General features: G+C 43.0%; 14 protein-coding genes. 9 read left to right on the top strand and 5 right to left on the bottom strand.

Annotated elements, in window-relative coordinates; genetic code table 11:
• The 4 genes from Q91_RS06270 to Q91_RS06255 are packed head-to-tail and all read right to left on the bottom strand — an operon-like array spanning position 1 to position 6,001.
• Positions 1-2,004: an acetyl/propionyl/methylcrotonyl-CoA carboxylase subunit alpha gene (locus Q91_RS06270; RefSeq protein WP_015006042.1), complete on the bottom strand. Its 2,004-nt coding sequence runs from the start codon at positions 2,002-2,004 to the stop codon at positions 1-3.
• Between the two features lie 12 nt (positions 2,005-2,016).
• Entirely contained in the window at positions 2,017-3,624 is a 1,608-nt protein-coding gene (locus tag Q91_RS06265) for a carboxyl transferase domain-containing protein (RefSeq protein ID WP_015006041.1), read from the bottom strand.
• A 32-nt stretch (positions 3,625-3,656) separates the two neighbouring features.
• A complete protein-coding gene (locus Q91_RS06260; protein WP_015006040.1) occupies positions 3,657-4,838 on the bottom strand; it encodes a thiolase family protein in 1,182 nt (393 codons plus the stop codon).
• Between the two features lie 2 nt (positions 4,839-4,840).
• Positions 4,841-6,001, bottom strand: coding sequence for an isovaleryl-CoA dehydrogenase (locus Q91_RS06255; protein WP_015006039.1), 1,161 nt, complete (start codon positions 5,999-6,001; stop codon positions 4,841-4,843).
• A 133-nt stretch (positions 6,002-6,134) separates the two neighbouring features.
• Here Q91_RS06255 and Q91_RS06250 point away from each other — a divergent pair, with 133 nt between their 5' ends.
• The 8 genes from Q91_RS06250 to Q91_RS06215 all read left to right on the top strand — a co-directional run bounded on the left by Q91_RS06250 (position 6,135) and on the right by Q91_RS06215 (position 15,070).
• Positions 6,135-6,752: a TetR/AcrR family transcriptional regulator gene (locus Q91_RS06250; RefSeq protein WP_015006038.1), complete on the top strand. Its 618-nt coding sequence runs from the start codon at positions 6,135-6,137 to the stop codon at positions 6,750-6,752.
• Positions 6,742-7,524 (top strand): crotonase/enoyl-CoA hydratase family protein, encoded by a 783-nt coding sequence (locus Q91_RS06245; protein WP_148271132.1) that lies wholly within the window; start codon positions 6,742-6,744, stop codon positions 7,522-7,524. The genes Q91_RS06250 and Q91_RS06245 overlap by 11 nt, the downstream gene beginning before the upstream one ends.
• A 26-nt stretch (positions 7,525-7,550) precedes the next feature.
• Complete coding sequence (locus tag Q91_RS06240) at positions 7,551-8,699, top strand: acyl-CoA dehydrogenase family protein (RefSeq protein WP_015006036.1); 1,149 nt, start codon at positions 7,551-7,553, stop codon at positions 8,697-8,699.
• 15 nt (positions 8,700-8,714) lie between these two features.
• A complete protein-coding gene (locus Q91_RS06235; RefSeq protein WP_015006035.1) occupies positions 8,715-9,128 on the top strand; it encodes a MaoC family dehydratase in 414 nt (137 codons plus the stop codon).
• Between the two features lie 74 nt (positions 9,129-9,202).
• Positions 9,203-10,534 carry an acetyl-CoA hydrolase/transferase family protein gene (locus Q91_RS06230; protein WP_015006034.1) on the top strand — a complete coding sequence of 444 codons (1,332 nt, stop codon included), beginning with the start codon at positions 9,203-9,205 and terminating at the stop codon, positions 10,532-10,534.
• 14 nt (positions 10,535-10,548) lie between these two features.
• The gene (locus Q91_RS06225) at positions 10,549-11,352 is read left to right on the top strand and encodes an enoyl-CoA hydratase-related protein (protein WP_015006033.1); all 804 of its coding nucleotides are present in this window, start codon (positions 10,549-10,551) and stop codon (positions 11,350-11,352) included.
• A gap of 140 nt (positions 11,353-11,492) precedes the next feature.
• Positions 11,493-13,589, top strand: a complete 2,097-nt coding sequence (locus Q91_RS06220; protein ID WP_015006032.1) for an acetate--CoA ligase family protein — start codon at positions 11,493-11,495, stop codon at positions 13,587-13,589.
• Between the two features lie 38 nt (positions 13,590-13,627).
• On the top strand, positions 13,628-15,070 hold the full coding sequence (locus Q91_RS06215) for an NAD-dependent succinate-semialdehyde dehydrogenase (protein WP_015006031.1): 1,443 nt from the start codon (positions 13,628-13,630) through the stop codon (positions 15,068-15,070).
• A 10-nt stretch (positions 15,071-15,080) separates the two neighbouring features.
• Here the strand turns inward: Q91_RS06215 and Q91_RS06210 are convergent, their stop codons facing one another.
• Complete coding sequence (locus Q91_RS06210; protein ID WP_015006030.1) at positions 15,081-15,275, bottom strand: hypothetical protein; 195 nt, start codon at positions 15,273-15,275, stop codon at positions 15,081-15,083.
• A 163-nt stretch (positions 15,276-15,438) separates the two neighbouring features.
• Between Q91_RS06210 and Q91_RS06205 the strand changes: the two genes are divergently transcribed.
• Positions 15,439-16,599, top strand: a complete 1,161-nt coding sequence (locus tag Q91_RS06205) for an acyl-CoA dehydrogenase family protein (RefSeq protein ID WP_015006029.1) — start codon at positions 15,439-15,441, stop codon at positions 16,597-16,599.
• Positions 16,600-16,605: the final 6 nt, after the last annotated feature.

Genomic DNA, 16,605 nt, shown 5'->3' with positions numbered 1-16,605 from the left:
TTACGCCTGTTCCTTAAAAGTAATTAAGGTGGCATCTGCTTCTACAAAATCGTCCTCGCTATAAAATACTTGATCAATCTCACCATCAAAGGGTGCGTTTAAGGTATGTTCCATTTTCATCGCTTCGATAATGGCTAAGGGTTGGCCTTCAGAAACGGTATCAGCATTGTTCACCAGTATTTTCAGTAATTTACCGGGCATTGGCGCAATAATGTTTGAATCAGCGCTCATTGTTGACAGGTCGGGTTCGAAAGGGTTAATTTCAGTTAAGGCGTACCAACGGTTTTTGCAAGAAATAAGCAGGCTTGTCTCGTGCCTTAAGACTATAAAACGCTCCCAGCTGCCATTAATTTGTAATCGGATGGCATCGTTAGCCAAGGGCTCAGCGAGAACATCTAGGTCATCGTCTAGATGGAAAATAAAGTGCTCGTCATTCTCGGTCACTTTGACTTCTATCTCATTGGTTTCCTCATAGCTAAAAAATAAGCTACGCTGGCTTTGCCCATTGGGTCGCCAACCAGTGGTATCAAACCAAGGCGAATTACCATCAACTGATGTGGCTGCCATTTCCTTAACTAATTGCTTACCCTCCAGAAGACGCTTTACAGTTGCAGCAAGTAAGACATTGTCTGGTAGTTCCACTTCGCTATCTGCAAGAAGCTTGTCTAACTTTTTATCAATGTATTGAGTATCAATCTTGTTTTCAATAAAGTCTGGGTGTGTTGCTAATGTTTCTAAGAAGGCAATATTGTTTTCAACGCCAATAATGCCGGTTTCGCCTAAGGCATTTAATAAACGTTCGCGTGCTGCTTCGCGGTCTTCACCCCAAACCACTAATTTTGCGATCATTGGGTCATAAAACACACTGATGGTGTCGCCTTGTTCTACCCCGGTTTCAATGCGCAGATTTTTATCGCTTGTGGGGAAACGTAAATGCTGAAGTTTGCCGGTGGATGGCAGAAATTGATTGTTAGGGTTTTCAGCATAGAGGCGTGCCTCAAACGAATGGCCTGTACGCGGGATTTGTTCTTGTTTTAAGCGAAGGGCTTGACCAGCGGCAACACGAATTTGCCATTCAACCAAGTCTTGCCCGCTGACCATTTCGGTCACAGGGTGTTCTACTTGAAGGCGTGTGTTCATTTCCATAAAGTAAAAAGAACGGTCTTCACCGACAATGAACTCGATAGTTCCAGCGCCCGAATAACGAATAGCACGTGCCGCATTAACAGCAGCAATACCCATGGCTTGACGTGTTTTTTCGTCTAAGAAGGGCGAGGGCGTTTCTTCAATAATTTTTTGATGACGACGTTGTAATGAACATTCGCGTTCGTGTAAATGTACGTAGTTTTCATGACAGTCACCAAATATTTGGAACTCTATATGACGAGGCTTGCAGATATAGCGTTCGAGTAAGACACGGTCATCAGCAAAGGCATTCATCGCTTCACGTTTTACTGAGTCTAGCAATTTAGCAAACTCAGCGGCTTTGTTAACAACACGCATGCCTTTACCACCACCGCCAGACACCGCTTTTATTAACAAGGGGAAGCCTACTTTTTCAGCTTGTTTTTGCAAGTGTTCAGGTGCTTGATTTTCACCATGATAACCAGGCACAACCGGCACATTGGCAGCTTCCATAAGCGCTTTTGCTGCATCTTTAGCGCCCATTTTTTCAATACAGTCAGCCGAGGGGCCAATAAAGGTAATTTTCGCCTCTGAGCAGGCCTGTGCAAAGTGGCTGTTTTCAGATAAAAAACCATAGCCAGGATGAATCGCATCAATGTTTTTCTTTTTAGCGAGTGCCAGTAAGTCATCAGCTTTTAGGTAAGATTCATCTGGCCTTGAAGCACCAATATAATAAGCCTCATCAGCTAGTGAGACATGGCATGCATGACGGTCGGCGTCTGAATAAACAGCCACACTGGTGATGCCCATTTTTTTAAGTGTGGAGATCACCCGACAAGCGATTTCACCACGGTTTGCTATGAGTATTTTTTTAAACATTCGATCAACTCTCTACATTCTAAAAACGCCGAAATTGGCTTTTTCTATTGGCGTTTTAGCGGCTACAGCGAGTGATAGGCCGAGAATTCGGCGAGTATCTCGTGGGTCGATTAAGCCATCGTCCCAAAGTCTAGCGGTAGCAAAATAGGGGTTACCTTGCTCTTCAAATTGAGCCAAGATAGGTGCTTTGAAGTTTTCTTCCTCTTCATCAGCCCAGCTCTCGCCAGCGGCTTCAAGTGCATCACGTTTAACCGTTGCTAGTACGGCGGCTGCTTGCTCGCCACCCATGGTTGAAATACGAGAATTTGGCCAACTCCAAAGCATACGTGCGCCAAACGCACGGCCACACATGCCGTAGTTACCGGCGCCATAGGAGCCACCAATTAACACGGTGAACTTTGGCACACTAGCGCAAGACACAGCGGTGACCATTTTGGCACCATTTTTTGCGATACCTTCTTCTTCGTATTTTTTACCGACCATAAAGCCAGTAATATTTTGTAAAAATAGAAGTGGAATGCCACGTTGATTGCACAACTCAATAAAATGCGTGCCTTTCAGTGCTGAGGGTGAAAATAAAATACCATTATTGGCGATAATGCCAACTGGGTAGCCGTGGATATGGGCAAAACCACACACTAGCGTTGGGCCATACAGCGGTTTAAATTCTTGGAATTCAGAACCATCTACTAAGCGGGCAATAATTTCGCGTATGTCGTACGGTTGTTTTGGGTCTTTAGGAATAATGCCTAAAATATCGTCGCTTGGATATAAGGGCTCGCGAGACTGACGAACTTTTACTTGAAGCTCTTTGGTTTCGTTGAGGTGTTCAATAACGTTACGTGCAATAGAAAGGGCATGTGAGTCATCTTCAGCAATATGGTCGGTAACGCCCGATTGCTTACAGTGTAGCTCTGCGCCGCCTAGCTCTTCAGAAGACACTTGTTCACCGGTAGCGGCTTTCACTAAAGGTGGCCCACCTAAAAAGATAGTGCCTTGTTCGCGAACAATAATAGACTCGTCACACAGTGATGGGATATAAGCACCGCCAGCGGTACAGGAGCCCATTACCACGGCAATTTGCGGAATGCCATCGGCTGACATTCGTGTTTGGTTATAAAAGAAACGGCCAAAATGTTCTTTGCCGGGGAATACTTCGTGCTGTAGAGGTAAAAAGGCACCGCCAGAGTCAACCAAGTAAATACAGGGTAGGCGGTTTTCAGCGGCAATTTCTTGTGCTCGTAGGTGCTTGGTGACGGTGAGTGGGTAATAAGTGCCACCTTTAACCGTGGCGTCATTCGCAATAATCATCACTTCGCCACCGTGGACACGGCCAATGCCGGTAATGATGCCTGCTGCCGGTGCAGCATTATCATACATGCCATAAGCGGCTAACTGTGATAACTCTAAAAAAGCACTGCCTGGGTCCAGTAAGGCTTTAATCCGGTCCCTTGGCAGTAGTTTATTGCGAGCTAAATGCTTTTTACGTGCACGCTCGCCGCCACCTTTGGCAGCGGTGGTGATGCGTTCGTTAAGCTCATCAACAAGCGATTCCATTTGAATCGTGTTTGCTTTGAAATCAGCAGATGCTGGTTCAATTTTTGATTTAATGACCGGCATTGTTTACCTTAATAATTGTTAAGTGCTCAGGGTTAAATTATTTCAATTGCCATTGCAGTGGCTTCACCGCCGCCAATACATAACGTGGCGACCCCTTTAGTCAGTTGCCTAGCTTTTAATGCGTGAATTAATGTGACTAGAACGCGCGCGCCTGATGCACCAATCGGGTGACCTAAGGCGCATGCACCACCATTAACATTCACTTTTTCAGGGTCTAAATTAAGCGTTTCAATGGCTGCCATGGTGACTACAGCAAAGGCTTCATTTATTTCAAATAAATCAACATCGTTAATAGCCCAGCCCGATTTTTCTAATACTTTTTGAATAGCAACAATAGGCGCGGTGCTGAACCAATCAGGATCTTGTGCATGTACTGCTTGCGCGGTGATGGTTGCAAGCGCTTGCAGGCCTTGTTTGCGCGCTTCATCTACATCCATTAATACCAAGGCAGCCGCACCATCAGAAATAGACGAGGCATTGGCGGCGGTAACCGTTCCATCTTTTTTAAAAGCAGGACGTAGTGTTTTGATTTTGTTAAGGTCGGCCTTGGCCGATTGTTCATCAGTTGCATAGCGCGTTTCAGCTTTGCGATTTTTAACGACAACCGGTGTTATTTCAGACTCAAAAGCCGTTGATTGAGTCGCTGCATTAGCTCGCTGCAATGAGGTAATGGCAAAATCATCTTGTTGTTCACGCGTGAAGCCGTATTTTTCTGCGCACAGTTCAGCAAATGAACCCATTAATTTGCCATGTTTAACATCTTGCAGGCCATCGTGAAACATATGATCAATCATTTCGCTGTGGCCCATTTTAAGGCCCCCACGTAGTTTGGTTGAAAGGTAGGGAGCATTAGTCATCGATTCCATGCCACCTGCGACCACGCAGTTAGCATCGCCCGCTAATATTTGGTTATAGCCGTACATCACCGCTTGCATGCCAGATCCACACATTTTGTTAACAGTATTACAAGGGACCGATAGCGGTAGACCTGCTTTTAATGAGGCTTGCCGTGCGGGTGCTTGGCCTTGTCCGGCAGGTAATACGCAGCCCATATGCACGCTGTCTACTTGAGTGGGTTCAATATGGCTGTCTTCGATAGCGGCGCTTATGGCGTAACTGCCAAGGTCTGATGCGCTAAGCGAGGAAAATTGACCTTGAAAACTACCTAAAGCCGTTCGTTTGGCGGCAACAATAACAACGCTTTTTTTATTCATATCTATTTTGTATCTTCAAATAATTCACGGCCAATTAACATCCGACGAATTTCGTTGGTACCGGCGCCAATATCATAAAGTTTGGCATCTCGTAGTAAACGGCCAGTAGGGAACTCATTAATATAGCCATTACCGCCTAACGTTTGGATGCCTTCTAAGGCAACTTTTACAGCATTTTCTGAAGCAAATAGTAAAAGCCCAGCAGCATCTTTACGTGAATCATTGCCTTTGTCATATTGTTCAGCCACACGATAAGCAAAAGCTCGCGTCGATTGAAGAGCAACGTACATATCAGCCATTTTTCCTTGCATTAGCTCAAACAGGCCAATAGCTTTACCAAATTGTTTCCGTTCATGAATATACGGTAAGCAAATATCCATGGTGGCTTGCATAATGCCGATAGGGCCACCGGATAACACCATGCGCTCGGTATTAAGGCCGCTCATTAGAACTTTAACCCCTTCGTTAACGTTGCCGAGTACATTTTCTTCAGGAATTTCACAGTTTTCAAAAACCAATTCACAGGTATTAGAGCCACGCATACCGAGTTTATCTAGTTTTTGTGCGGTTGAAAAACCAGGCATGCTCTTTTCTACAATAAAAGCAGTCATGCAACGTGAACCAGCTTCTGGCCCAGCAGTGCGCATATAAACAATCAATACGTCAGCATCAGGGCCATTGGTAATCCACATTTTGTTACCGTTGGCGACCCATTTATCACCCTTTTTTTCGGCTTTACAACTCATCGAACCAACAACATCTGAACCAGCCCCGGGCTCAGACATAGCTAATGCGCCAATATATTCACCCGTACATAGTTTAGGTAAATATTTATGCCGCTGTTCCTCACTACCATTTAGGTAAAGGTTGTTTAAGCAAAGGTTAGAATTAGCGCCGTAAGATAAACCGATAGAGGCAGAGGCTCTTGATATCTCTTCCATGACGACAAGGTGTGATAGGTAATTTAGCCCAGTTCCACCGTATTCTTCAGGAATAGTCATGCCTAATAAACCGATGTCTCCAAAGGCACGCCAAAGTTGATTTGGAAATTCATTGTCTTTATCAACAGATTCAGCGAGTGGGGCGATTTCACCGTTTGCAAACTTACGTACAGCCTCACGTAACGCATCCACTTCATCATTAATTTGAACATTAAAAGTCATTGGATTTCCTTGTGTTTATTTGAGTTATTGTATATTGCGTTTGCCGGATCATATCACTATACTCATTCTAACGCTAATTAGAATCTAATCTGCATTAGATTTAAACTATGGCTTCATCAAAGGGTTAGGTTCAGTGACAAATACAATAAAAAAAAGCTCCGTTACCCGTCAGTTAATTTTAGATGCAGCGGCTAAAAAATTAAGTCAGCATGGCTATCATGGAACTTATTTAAAAGATATTGCAGAATCAATAAACATGCAGGCAGGGAGTTTGTATTATCACTTCAACTCAAAAGAAGCTTTAGTGCAGGAAGTACTTAATAAAAGTGTCCATCTGATCCGAGATATTGTTGAATACGAAGTAGAACAGTTGGCTAAGGCGCCTTCTTTTCCTGACTTGTTACGGGCTGCTATTCGGGGGCATTTAATCGCTATCTTGCGGCACTCGGACTATACCTTAGCCAGTATTAGGAATTATGGGCAAGTGCCAGAAACCGTTCATAATGCGGCACAACCTGACCGTGATGCTTATGAGAATTTTTGGCGTGATTTATTCGAGCAAGCTGAAAAAGATGGTGTTATACGTACAGGGGTAGATAAGCATTTATTGCGTCTTGCCATTTTCGGGAGTATGAATTGGGCAAGTATTTGGTATGTTGATAGTGGCGCAAGCGTGGAAGCAATTGCACAATCACAAGCTGATTTGTTTCTTAATGGTTGTTATGTAGATGGAGAGCACGGTGCAGTATAAAAACATAATTATGGATATTGATGATAGAGGGGTGGCTTATGTGACCTTCAATCGACCAATCGTACACAATGCTATGAGTGCTGATTTTATCCAAGAGATGCAACATATTTGTGCCACTGTGGAATTGGATGCTGCTGTTCGTGTGGTTGTTTTAACGGGAGCAGGTAAAACATTTTGTGCCGGCGGTGATTTAAAGTGGATGGAAAGCAATATCAGTAAAACAAGAGCGCAACGTGTAGAAGAAACTAGCAAACTTGCAAAAATGTTAGCGGCTTTAAACAACTTAAGTAAACCTATAATAGGCCGTATTCAGGGGCCAGCTTATGGCGGTGGTGTTGGTATGGTGTCGGTGTGCGATATTAATATCGGCGTTGAGACAGCAAAATTTGCCTTAACAGAAGTGAAATTGGGGCTGACCCCCGCGACTATTTCACCGTATGTCGTTAAACGAATTGGTGCAGCAAATGCACGCAGAAACTTTTTAAACGCAAGAGTGTTTGGTGCGACGGAAGCAAAAACAATCGGCCTTTTAACAGATGTTGTAACAGTTGGTGAACTAGATCAAGCGATAGAAACAGAAGTAAAAATGATTTTAAAGTGCGCGCCTGGAGCGATTGCCTCGACTAAAAAACTCATTGACTATGTAGATACCCATACAGCAGAAGAAAATGCAATTTACACGGCCGATAATTTGGCGGATGCCTGGGAAACAGAAGAAGGTAAAGAAGGCATAGAAGCCTTTTTAAATAAACGCAAAGCAAGCTGGGCTTAAGTTTTTAGTCTTAGGGGGGGTATTGAATGAATTCAATTTATTTTTCTGAAGAGCACACGATTTTACGCAATCAGATTCGACGATTTGTTGAACAAAAGGTAGTGCCTGTTGCTGATGAATGGGAAGAAAAAGGCTATATCCCGAGAGAAATTTTACAGCAAATGGGTGATTTAGGCTTTCTGGGTATTCGTTATTCAACTGACTATGGTGGTAGTGAAATGGATGCTTTGGGGTCTGTTATTTTGGCTGAAGAACTTGGCCGCTCAACCTTTGGCGGTTTAGCAGTGACGGTGCTAGTACATACAGATATGGCGTCCCCTCATTTAGATAATTTTGGTAATAAACAGCAATTAAATAAATACATGAGCGAGATTATCTCTGGGCAAAAAATTACCGGTGTTGCGGTAACAGAACCGGATGTCGGCTCTGATGTTGCTGCGATGAAAACCCGTGCAGTAAAAGACGGTAATGACTATGTGATAAACGGTTCAAAAATGTTTATTACCAATGGTGTGCAAGGTGATTTGTTTTTTGTTGCGGCTAAAACAGACTTGGATGCTAAACCGTCGCGCGGTATTACTATATTTGCGGTTGAAAAAGGCACCCCAGGGTTTAGTGTTGGTAAAAACCTTAAAAAAATGGGTTGGTTATCGTCAGACACAGCTGAGTTAATTTTTGATAATTGTCGCGTGCCAGCAGACAATATAATTGGCGAGCTTAATAAAGGCTTTTATTCCATTATGCGTAATTTTCAAAATGAGCGTTTGGTATTGGGCGCTCAATCAATGGGCGAAGCATCTAAGGCGATTGAGTTAACGATGGATTACGTGACAACACGCAAAGCCTTTAGCGGTGTTTTGTTTGATAAGCAGGCTATACGCCAACGTTTAGCGTCGTTGGCAACACGTGTTGAGGCGGGCAAGCAGCTTGTTTATCATTCTGCTTGGTTAGATGCACAAGGGCTTGATTGCATAAAAGAAGTCTCTATGGTGAAAGCCTACTGCGGTGAACTGGTGAATGAAGTCATGTATGACTGTCTTCAATTTCATGGTGGCTTTGGCTATGTTCGTGAAAGTGCAATAGAAAGAATGTATCGTGATGCTCGTATTCAAGCCATTGCCGGCGGTGCTACTGAGGTAATGCTCGAAGAAGTTTCAAAAAGAATGATTAATTAAATAAAAGGAATAAAAATGTCAGAAGGGTTTAGTGTTGAAGAAATGAAGGTGGGGCAGTCTGCCTCTATGAGCAAAACAGTGACGGAAGCAGATATTATTTTATTTGCCGGTATTACGGGTGATTTTAACCCCGCTCATATTGATGAAGAATATGCCAAACAAAGCATGTTTAAAGGACGAATTGCTCATGGCATGCTGTCAGCAGGTTTTATTAGTGCAACATTAGCGATGAAGTTGCCTGGGCCGGGCAGTATTTATTTAGGCCAAAATATGAAGTTTAAAGCACCGGTTAAAATTGGCGATACGGTTAAAACGACGGTCACCATTACTGATATTAATATCGATAAGAAAATTGTTAAATTAGATACGGTATGTATGGTTGGAGAGACAAAAGTAGTTATTGGTGATTGTGCAATGATGAAACCATAGTTTTTTGAGTACGAAGCGTACTCGGTAAAACATTATAAAAATAATATAGAGATCGTTAGGCTTGGGGGGGATACATGCCAGTACAACAAATGCTTCAGGAAAAAATGGTGAGCGTTAGCGAGGCGGTAGCGTTAGTTAACAGTGGCGACACCATTGATTATGGGTTTAGTGTTACGCAATCAGATATATTTGATACTGAGTTAGCCAAACAGAAAGATCGATTAAAAGATGTGATTGTTAGAGGTACATTGTCGGTCGCTGCTAGGCAAATTATTGAACAGGACCCAGATCAACAGCACTTTGAATATCAAAATTGGCATTTTTCTGGCTACGATAGAAAAAAATCTGAACAAGGACTGGTTAGTTATATCCCCTTTAATTTTGGAGAAGGCCCTCATATCTATCGCGAATATTTAAAAACAGATGTGTTGGTATTAAAAACATCACCGATGGACCAGCATGGTTATTTTAATTTTGGTGTTTCCAACACATTTGCACGAGCGTGTTGTGATATAGCGAAAAAAATTATCATAGAAACATCCAGCGCCATTCCTGTTTGTTACGGTAATGAAAACACCGTTCATATCAGCGAGGTAGCGGCTGTTTTTCAAGGTGATAGTGCGCCATTATTTGAGTTACCAAGCGCACCTATTAGCGATATTGACCGGCAAGTCGCTGATTATATTGTGCCACTGATAAAGGATAGAAGTTGCTTGCAAATTGGCATTGGTGGAATGCCAAATGCGGTATGTTCTGCTTTAGCACATTCAACTATCAAGGACCTCGGGATTCATACGGAGATGTTTGTTGATGGGATGGTAGATCTGGTTGAAAAAGGAAAAGTAACAGGGAACTACAAGCAAACTTATCGTGGTCAAATTGTCTATACCTTTGCGTTGGGTTCCAAAAGAACGTATGACTTTATTCATAAAAATGCATTGTGTGTCAGCATTCCTGTGGATGAAACAAACCTGACAAACAAAATTGCACAAAATGACAATGTGATTTCTATTAACAACTGTTTGCAAGTGGATTTAACCGGTCAAGTGGCCTCAGAGAGTAATGGTCATCGGCAAATTTCAGGTACTGGGGGGCAGTTGCAATTTGTCCGAGGGGCAGTGGCTTCTAAAGGCGGGAAGTCGTTTATCTGCCTTTCATCTAGGTTTATGGATAAAGAAGGCCGACCTCGCTCTAGAATTGTGCCCGGGCTAGAAGAGGGGACCGTCGTGACGACACCTAGGTCGGATACGATGTATGTTGTGACCGAATTTGGTATTGTTAATTTGAAAGGTAAAAGCATTAGTGAAAGAGCATTAGCACTGATCAGCATTGCGCATCCCGATGACCGTGAAAGCTTGTTACAGCAAGCCCGTGACAGTGGCATTGTGTCACGTCGTTATTGCTAGCCTGCAGCCATTAAGTGGATAAAAAATTGAGCTATAAAACAGTTAAATTAGAAATAAATAATAAAATTGCAACGGTGACGTTAAGTGACCCTGCCTCACGTAACGCGATTACGGACCCTACGTTATTAGAAGAAGTTAAAACGGTTTTTATGGGTATTCAAGATAACCCAGCTGTATCGGTTTGTATTTTGACCGGTGAAGGTAAAGGGTTTTCCTCGGGTGGTAATGTTAAAGACATGCTCAATCGAGAAAAAATGTTTGCAGGTGATCAGTTGGCGGTGCAAAACAATTATCGCAAAGGCATTCATAGTTTATCTAAATTACTGTACTCCATTGAAATACCGATTATTGCAGCTGTTAATGGTGCGGCGGCCGGGGCAGGTTTTGATATGGCCTTATTATGCGACATTAGAATTGCCTCGGAACGAGCCAGTTTTTGCTCTTCATTTTTAAATTTAGCCGTTATTCCTGGCGATGGTGCCTGCTGGTTGTTACGTAAAACCGTAGGTGCACAAAAGGCAGCAGAATTAATTTTGACGGGCAAAACAGTGGCTGCCCAAGAGGCCTTGGAAATGGGGCTTTTATTAAAGCTAGTTGAACATGACCAACTGATGACAGCCGCAACAGAACTGGCAAGCAGTATTGCAGAAAAATCACGCGAAACACTCGTGGTCACTAAACGATTACTAAGATCAACCGATAGCTTAAGTTATGCCGATCACTTGGATCTTTGTTCAGCAAATCAAGCGATGTTTCACCATACCGCTGAGCACCAAGCAGCGTTAGAAAATTTTTTCAATAAAAAATCTAATAAATAACAATAAATAGTTTCTTTAACTTACTGTTTATATTGATTTAATTTAAATAAATTTTTTTCGTAATTTTTAAATGAGACGGTTAGTTTTTTTTAAAGAGCGCGCGATAAATTGTGGTGTTGAATACATAAAGGAGCAGGTTTATGAGTTTAAAAGCACTATTTGAACCGAGATCAGTGGCGGTTATTGGCGCCTCATCTAACCCTGCGCGAATCGGTGGGCGACCGCTAGACTATTATTTAAAGGCTGGTTTTAAAGGACGTATTTACCCTGTTAACCCGAAAAGAACGGAGATTCAAGGCTTAAAAGCATACCCTAATATCACATCGATTCCCGATCAGGTTGATTTAGCGGTACTAGCTATTTCAGCTAATTTGGTGGCCGAGGCTTTAACAGCGTGTGGCGAGAAGGGCGTTAAGGCAGTGGTGCTTTTTTCCGCTGGCTTTTCTGAACAAGGTGAGGCGGGTGATTTATTACAAGTTCAACTGGACCACATTGTGCAGAGTTATGGTATGCGCATTCTTGGACCTAATTGTTTAGGTTTATACAATGGAGATACCGGAAACTGTCCTACCTTTACCTCTGGTTTGGAAGGGGGCTTTCCAATCAACGGACGCGTTGGCCTGATTACTCAATCGGGCGCATACGGCACACATTTGTTGACGATGGCCAAAACTCGGCGTTTAGGGGTTTCAAAATGGGTATCCACCGGTAATGAATCAGATTTGACGGTGGCCGAGTGTCTGGAATATTTGATCGATTCAGAGACAGTTGATGTCGTTGGTTGTTATATGGAAGGGGTTAAAAAGCCAAAAGTATTGATTCGCGCGCTTGAAAAAGCGCGTGCTAAAGGTAAAGCGATTGTTATTATGAAGGTCGGTGTATCCGAGGTTGGTTCAAAGGCGGTTCAATCGCATACAGCATCGTTAACAGGCTCCGATGCAAGCTTCCAAGCACTAATTGATCAATACGGTGCGCAACGTGCGAAAACAACCGAGAAAATGTTTGATATCCTCTACGCCTTCAGTATTTCGCCACCTGCCAATGGCAATAAATTAGGTATTTTAACGGTATCAGGTGGTGCAGGGGTACTAATGGCAGATGCCGCCGAGGAAGTCGGTCTTCCTGTGCCGCCAATGCCTATAGAGGCACAAAAAAAGCTTATTGCGAGAAATCCGTTATGTGCACCGCGCAACCCAATTGATGTCACCGGTAGTACGCTTAATGACTTTTCCTTAGTGGGTGAAAGTTTAGCGGCCATGTGCGAAGAAGGCCATTATGACTTGTTGGTTGCATTTTTTACCTCATGGGTCGGATCACCAGCACATGGAGATAAGCTTTTTGATGCCCTAGATACGGGTATGAAAACGCATAAAAAACCATTTGCTGTGATTGGCCAGTCAAGCGAAAGTATTAAAGAAAAATATGAATCTGCGGGGATGATGTTCTTTGAAGACCCATCAAGAGCAATTGCGGCCTTATCAGCATTGGCCAAGTTTAATACGGCCTTTCAAACAGTTAATGAAGATCAAAGTGTATTACCCTCTATTCCAACAACCGAGTGGCCGGCAGGAAAAATTAGTGAAGCGCAGGCCAAACGATTGATACAACAAGCGGGTATCCCTGTATTAAAAGAAAAGGTTGCTAGCACTGCAGAAGAGGCAGTTCTATGTGCTAAAGAGCTTGGCTTTCCTGTCGCCATTAAAATTGTTTCAGCCGATATTGCACATAAATCCGAAGCAGGAGGTGTCGCACTTGATCTGCTAAACGAGCAGTCTGTGCGCACAGCTGCACATTCAATGTTTAAAACGGTGGCTGAACGTGAACCGACGGCCAATATCGAAGGACTTCTGGTGAGCCCAATGATTAAAGAGGGCGTTGATTTTATTGTTGGTACGCAACAGGATCCTACAATTGGGCCGATTATCATGGTTGGCCTCGGGGGTATTTATACAGAAGTTTTAAAAGACCTTAGTTTGTCGTTAGCACCGGTTACGCCAAACAAAGCTTTATCAATGTTGACATCATTACGTGGTGCGGGCATTTTTCAAGGAGCCCGTGGCCAAGCTGTGATCAATATACAAGCAGTTGCTGAGGTGGTGAGTCGATTGTCTGTATTGGCGGTGCAAAAAACTGAGACGGTCGCAAGTATTGAGATTAACCCCCTACGTGCGATGGCTGATAAAGTAGTCGCTTTAGATGCGCTCGTCCTTCGTATGGATGAGGCAAGGCATTATTAAATTTATTGAACACTAAAATAATTATTTGGAGAACAAACATGCAAGACAATGACTATACACAACCTGCTTTGTTTATTGATGGTGAGTGGGTAACACAAACCAGTCGCTATGGTGAGGTACTAAACCCAGCGACAGATGAAGTATTAGCTAAATTTCCTATCGCAGATGAAGAGCAAATTGAGCGTGCACTTGCTTCGTCTGAAGCCGCTTTTGAACAATGGCGTAAAACAAGTTATGACGAACGAATTGAAATTATGCACCGTGCCGCAGCGATTCTTCGTGAAAATGCTGAGCACACCGCCCGTTGTATGACGATGGAGCATGGAAAACCGCTTGCAGATTCAAAAGGCGAGGTAGAAAATTGCGCATGTCTATTGGAATGGTGTTCTACGGCAGCTGCGGACCATGATGACCGCACCTTGCCTGAGTTAAATGGTTTTGTAGACAGAACCGTGCGTAAAGAGCCAATAGGTCCTGTGGCGGCGTTTCCTGCATGGAATTTTCCAGCCTCATTAGCAACGCGTAAAATGGCCTCAGCGATAGCTGTCGGTTGTTCGGTTATTGTTAAACCGGCAAAAGAAACCCCGGTTTCATTTATGGCGGTAGTTGATGCACTTGATAAGGCAGGTTTACCGAAAGGTGTGGTTAACATACTTATGGGTGATTCTTCGCTGATTAGCAAAAAACTAATTGAATCACCGGTTATTAAAAAAATATCGTTCACCGGTTCAACACCTGTCGGTCAAAAACTGGCTGCGTTAGCCGGAGATCAGGCAAAACCCTGTGTGATGGAACTGGGTGGTCATGCGCCCGTATTGGTTTTTGATGATGCGAAGTTAGACAAAGCAATTGATTTATCAGTAACGACTAAAAGCCGTAACTCAGGACAAGTGTGCATTTCTCCGACACGGTTTTTTGTGCAAGAGGCTGTATACGATAAATTTTTAACAGGTTTTACAGAAAAATTTGCAGCACTTCGGATTGGTAATGGTTTGGATAACGATACTCAAATGGGGCCTTTGGCAAACCCACGTAGAATTGCTGAAATAGATGATTTGGTTCAAGATGCCGTGAGTAAAGGTGCGCGCTTAATGACGGGTGGTAAACGTCTTGATCGTCCAGGAAATTTTTATGAAGCGACGGTATTGGCCGATGTGCCAGCAACAGCAAGAATAATGCAAGAAGAGCCTTTTGGCCCGATTGCAATTATTAATAAATTTAGCAGCTATGATGAAGCGATTGAAAAAGCCAACAATACTGATTTTGCACTGGCTTCATATGCATTTAGTGGCTCGCAAGAAACCATTGATAAGCTGGGTAACGATTTAGATTCGGGCAAAGTGGGTATTAATGGTTACCCAGTTGTTTTTCTAGACTCACCACTCGGCGGACGGCGTCAATCAGGCTATGGAAGTGAAGGTGGCTATGAGGGATTGGATGCCTATAGAATTGTAAAATTTGTTAGTCAAAGTGCTATTTAGCTGAATGTTGCTAAGCATACCGTTCGACGGCGTTTAAAACCTCTAGTGCTTGCGCGAGTCCCTGTGTTTTTACACAGGGACTCGCGCTTAATAAAAAACCGCTGTCATAAACGTCGATAATCTGTGTAATCATCAATGGATTAGTGGTGTGTTGCGCTATTAACTCATAACGTATATCTGCAAATTTAATTGTTTCGTTTGGCATCGAAGTCTTTCTGCAATAGAAGGTTATCCCTTCGACCCTGCCAAAAATAAGTATTGATCTAACTCACTAATATCTAAAATGTATTGCAGTATTTAACCTAACTGTTGTTAGTTTGATATTTTTCTGTTTATACTGAACAACCCAATAATAAAAATAATTAACTATGTTGTTTAACCATGAACATGCCATGTTACGTGACTCGGTATCAACTTTTGTTGAGCGTCAAATTGCCCCGTTTGTTGATGAATGGGAAGAAGCCGGTATTTTTCCTGCTCATGAGTTATTTAAAAAGATGGGAGACGCAGGACTTCTCGGCATTAATAAGGCAGAAAAATGGGGAGGCTTAGGATTAGATTATTCCTATTCCTTAGTGTTTGCCGAAGAAATAGGGCGAATTAACTGCTCGGGAATTTCAACAGCCATTGGTGTACAAACAGATATGAGCACACCTGCGTTGGCAAATTATGGCAGTGACGAATTAAGACGTAATTTTCTGGTTCCAGCAATCAAAGGGGAATCAGTTGGCTGTATTGGTGTGAGTGAAGAAGGTGCGGGTTCAGATGTGGCCTCAATTAAAACGCAAGCACGCCGTATTGGTAACGAATACGTTATTAATGGCAGTAAGATGTGGATTACCACTTCAACGCAAGCTGATTGGGTCTGTTTGTTATGCAATACCGGTGGCGATAAGGGGCCCCATAAAAATAAATCGCTAATCATTGTGCCACTGGATGCTAAAGGCGTAACGCGTGGTAAACGCCTAAAAAAACTAGGTGCGCATAGCTCGGACACCGCACCATTATTCTTTGATGATGTACGAGTGCCGGTTACTAACCGTATCGGTGAGGAGGGGCGCGGCTTCATATATCAAATGAAACAGTTTCAAGAAGAGCGTTTTTTTGCGATGTCTAAATACCTGAGTCAAGTTCAAGATGCGGTAGATATTACGATTGAATATACAAAGCAGCGTAAAGCATTTGGTAAACCGTTAATTGCTAATCAAGATATTTATTTTAAATTAGCAGAAATGCAAACCGATATTCAGGCTGTTCGCGCGCTTATCTACCATGCTTGTGAAAAGTATATCAACGGCGAAGATGTCGATATGCTCACCTCAATGGCTAAATTTAAAGTTGGCCAATTAGGACAAACCATACCCTCGGCCTGCCTGCAATACTGGGGTGGGCAAGGTTTTATGTGGGATAACTTAATTAGCCGTATTTTTCGTGATACGCGCTTGTGTTCAATCGGTGGGGGAGCAAACGAAGTGATGCTTGAAATTGTTTCAAAGCGGATGGGTATTCACCCATCATCACTAAGCTAAGTAAAC

This window comes from Cycloclasticus sp. P1 (assembly GCF_000299965.1).
Taxonomy (GTDB): Bacteria; Pseudomonadota; Gammaproteobacteria; order Methylococcales; family Cycloclasticaceae; genus Cycloclasticus; species Cycloclasticus pugetii.
Note: the sequence above shows the minus strand (reverse complement) of the source record. Positions and strands in the feature narration are given on the sequence as shown.

What these genes read in the sequence shown, in the direction of transcription:
- Q91_RS06210 (WP_015006030.1), bottom strand. Translation starts at nt 15,275, where the DNA reads ATGCCAAACGAAACAATTAAATTTGCAGATATACGTTATGAGTTAATA.
- Q91_RS06270 (WP_015006042.1), bottom strand. Translation starts at nt 2,004, where the DNA reads ATGTTTAAAAAAATACTCATAGCAAACCGTGGTGAAATCGCTTGTCGG.
- Q91_RS06220 (WP_015006032.1), top strand. Translation starts at nt 11,493, where the DNA reads ATGAGTTTAAAAGCACTATTTGAACCGAGATCAGTGGCGGTTATTGGC.
- Q91_RS06260 (WP_015006040.1), bottom strand. Translation starts at nt 4,838, where the DNA reads ATGAATAAAAAAAGCGTTGTTATTGTTGCCGCCAAACGAACGGCTTTA.
- Q91_RS06215 (WP_015006031.1), top strand. Translation starts at nt 13,628, where the DNA reads ATGCAAGACAATGACTATACACAACCTGCTTTGTTTATTGATGGTGAG.
- Q91_RS06255 (WP_015006039.1), bottom strand. Translation starts at nt 6,001, where the DNA reads ATGACTTTTAATGTTCAAATTAATGATGAAGTGGATGCGTTACGTGAG.
- Q91_RS06230 (WP_015006034.1), top strand. Translation starts at nt 9,203, where the DNA reads ATGCCAGTACAACAAATGCTTCAGGAAAAAATGGTGAGCGTTAGCGAG.
- Q91_RS06205 (WP_015006029.1), top strand. Translation starts at nt 15,439, where the DNA reads ATGTTGTTTAACCATGAACATGCCATGTTACGTGACTCGGTATCAACT.
- Q91_RS06235 (WP_015006035.1), top strand. Translation starts at nt 8,715, where the DNA reads ATGTCAGAAGGGTTTAGTGTTGAAGAAATGAAGGTGGGGCAGTCTGCC.
- Q91_RS06265 (WP_015006041.1), bottom strand. Translation starts at nt 3,624, where the DNA reads ATGCCGGTCATTAAATCAAAAATTGAACCAGCATCTGCTGATTTCAAA.
- Q91_RS06240 (WP_015006036.1), top strand. Translation starts at nt 7,551, where the DNA reads ATGAATTCAATTTATTTTTCTGAAGAGCACACGATTTTACGCAATCAG.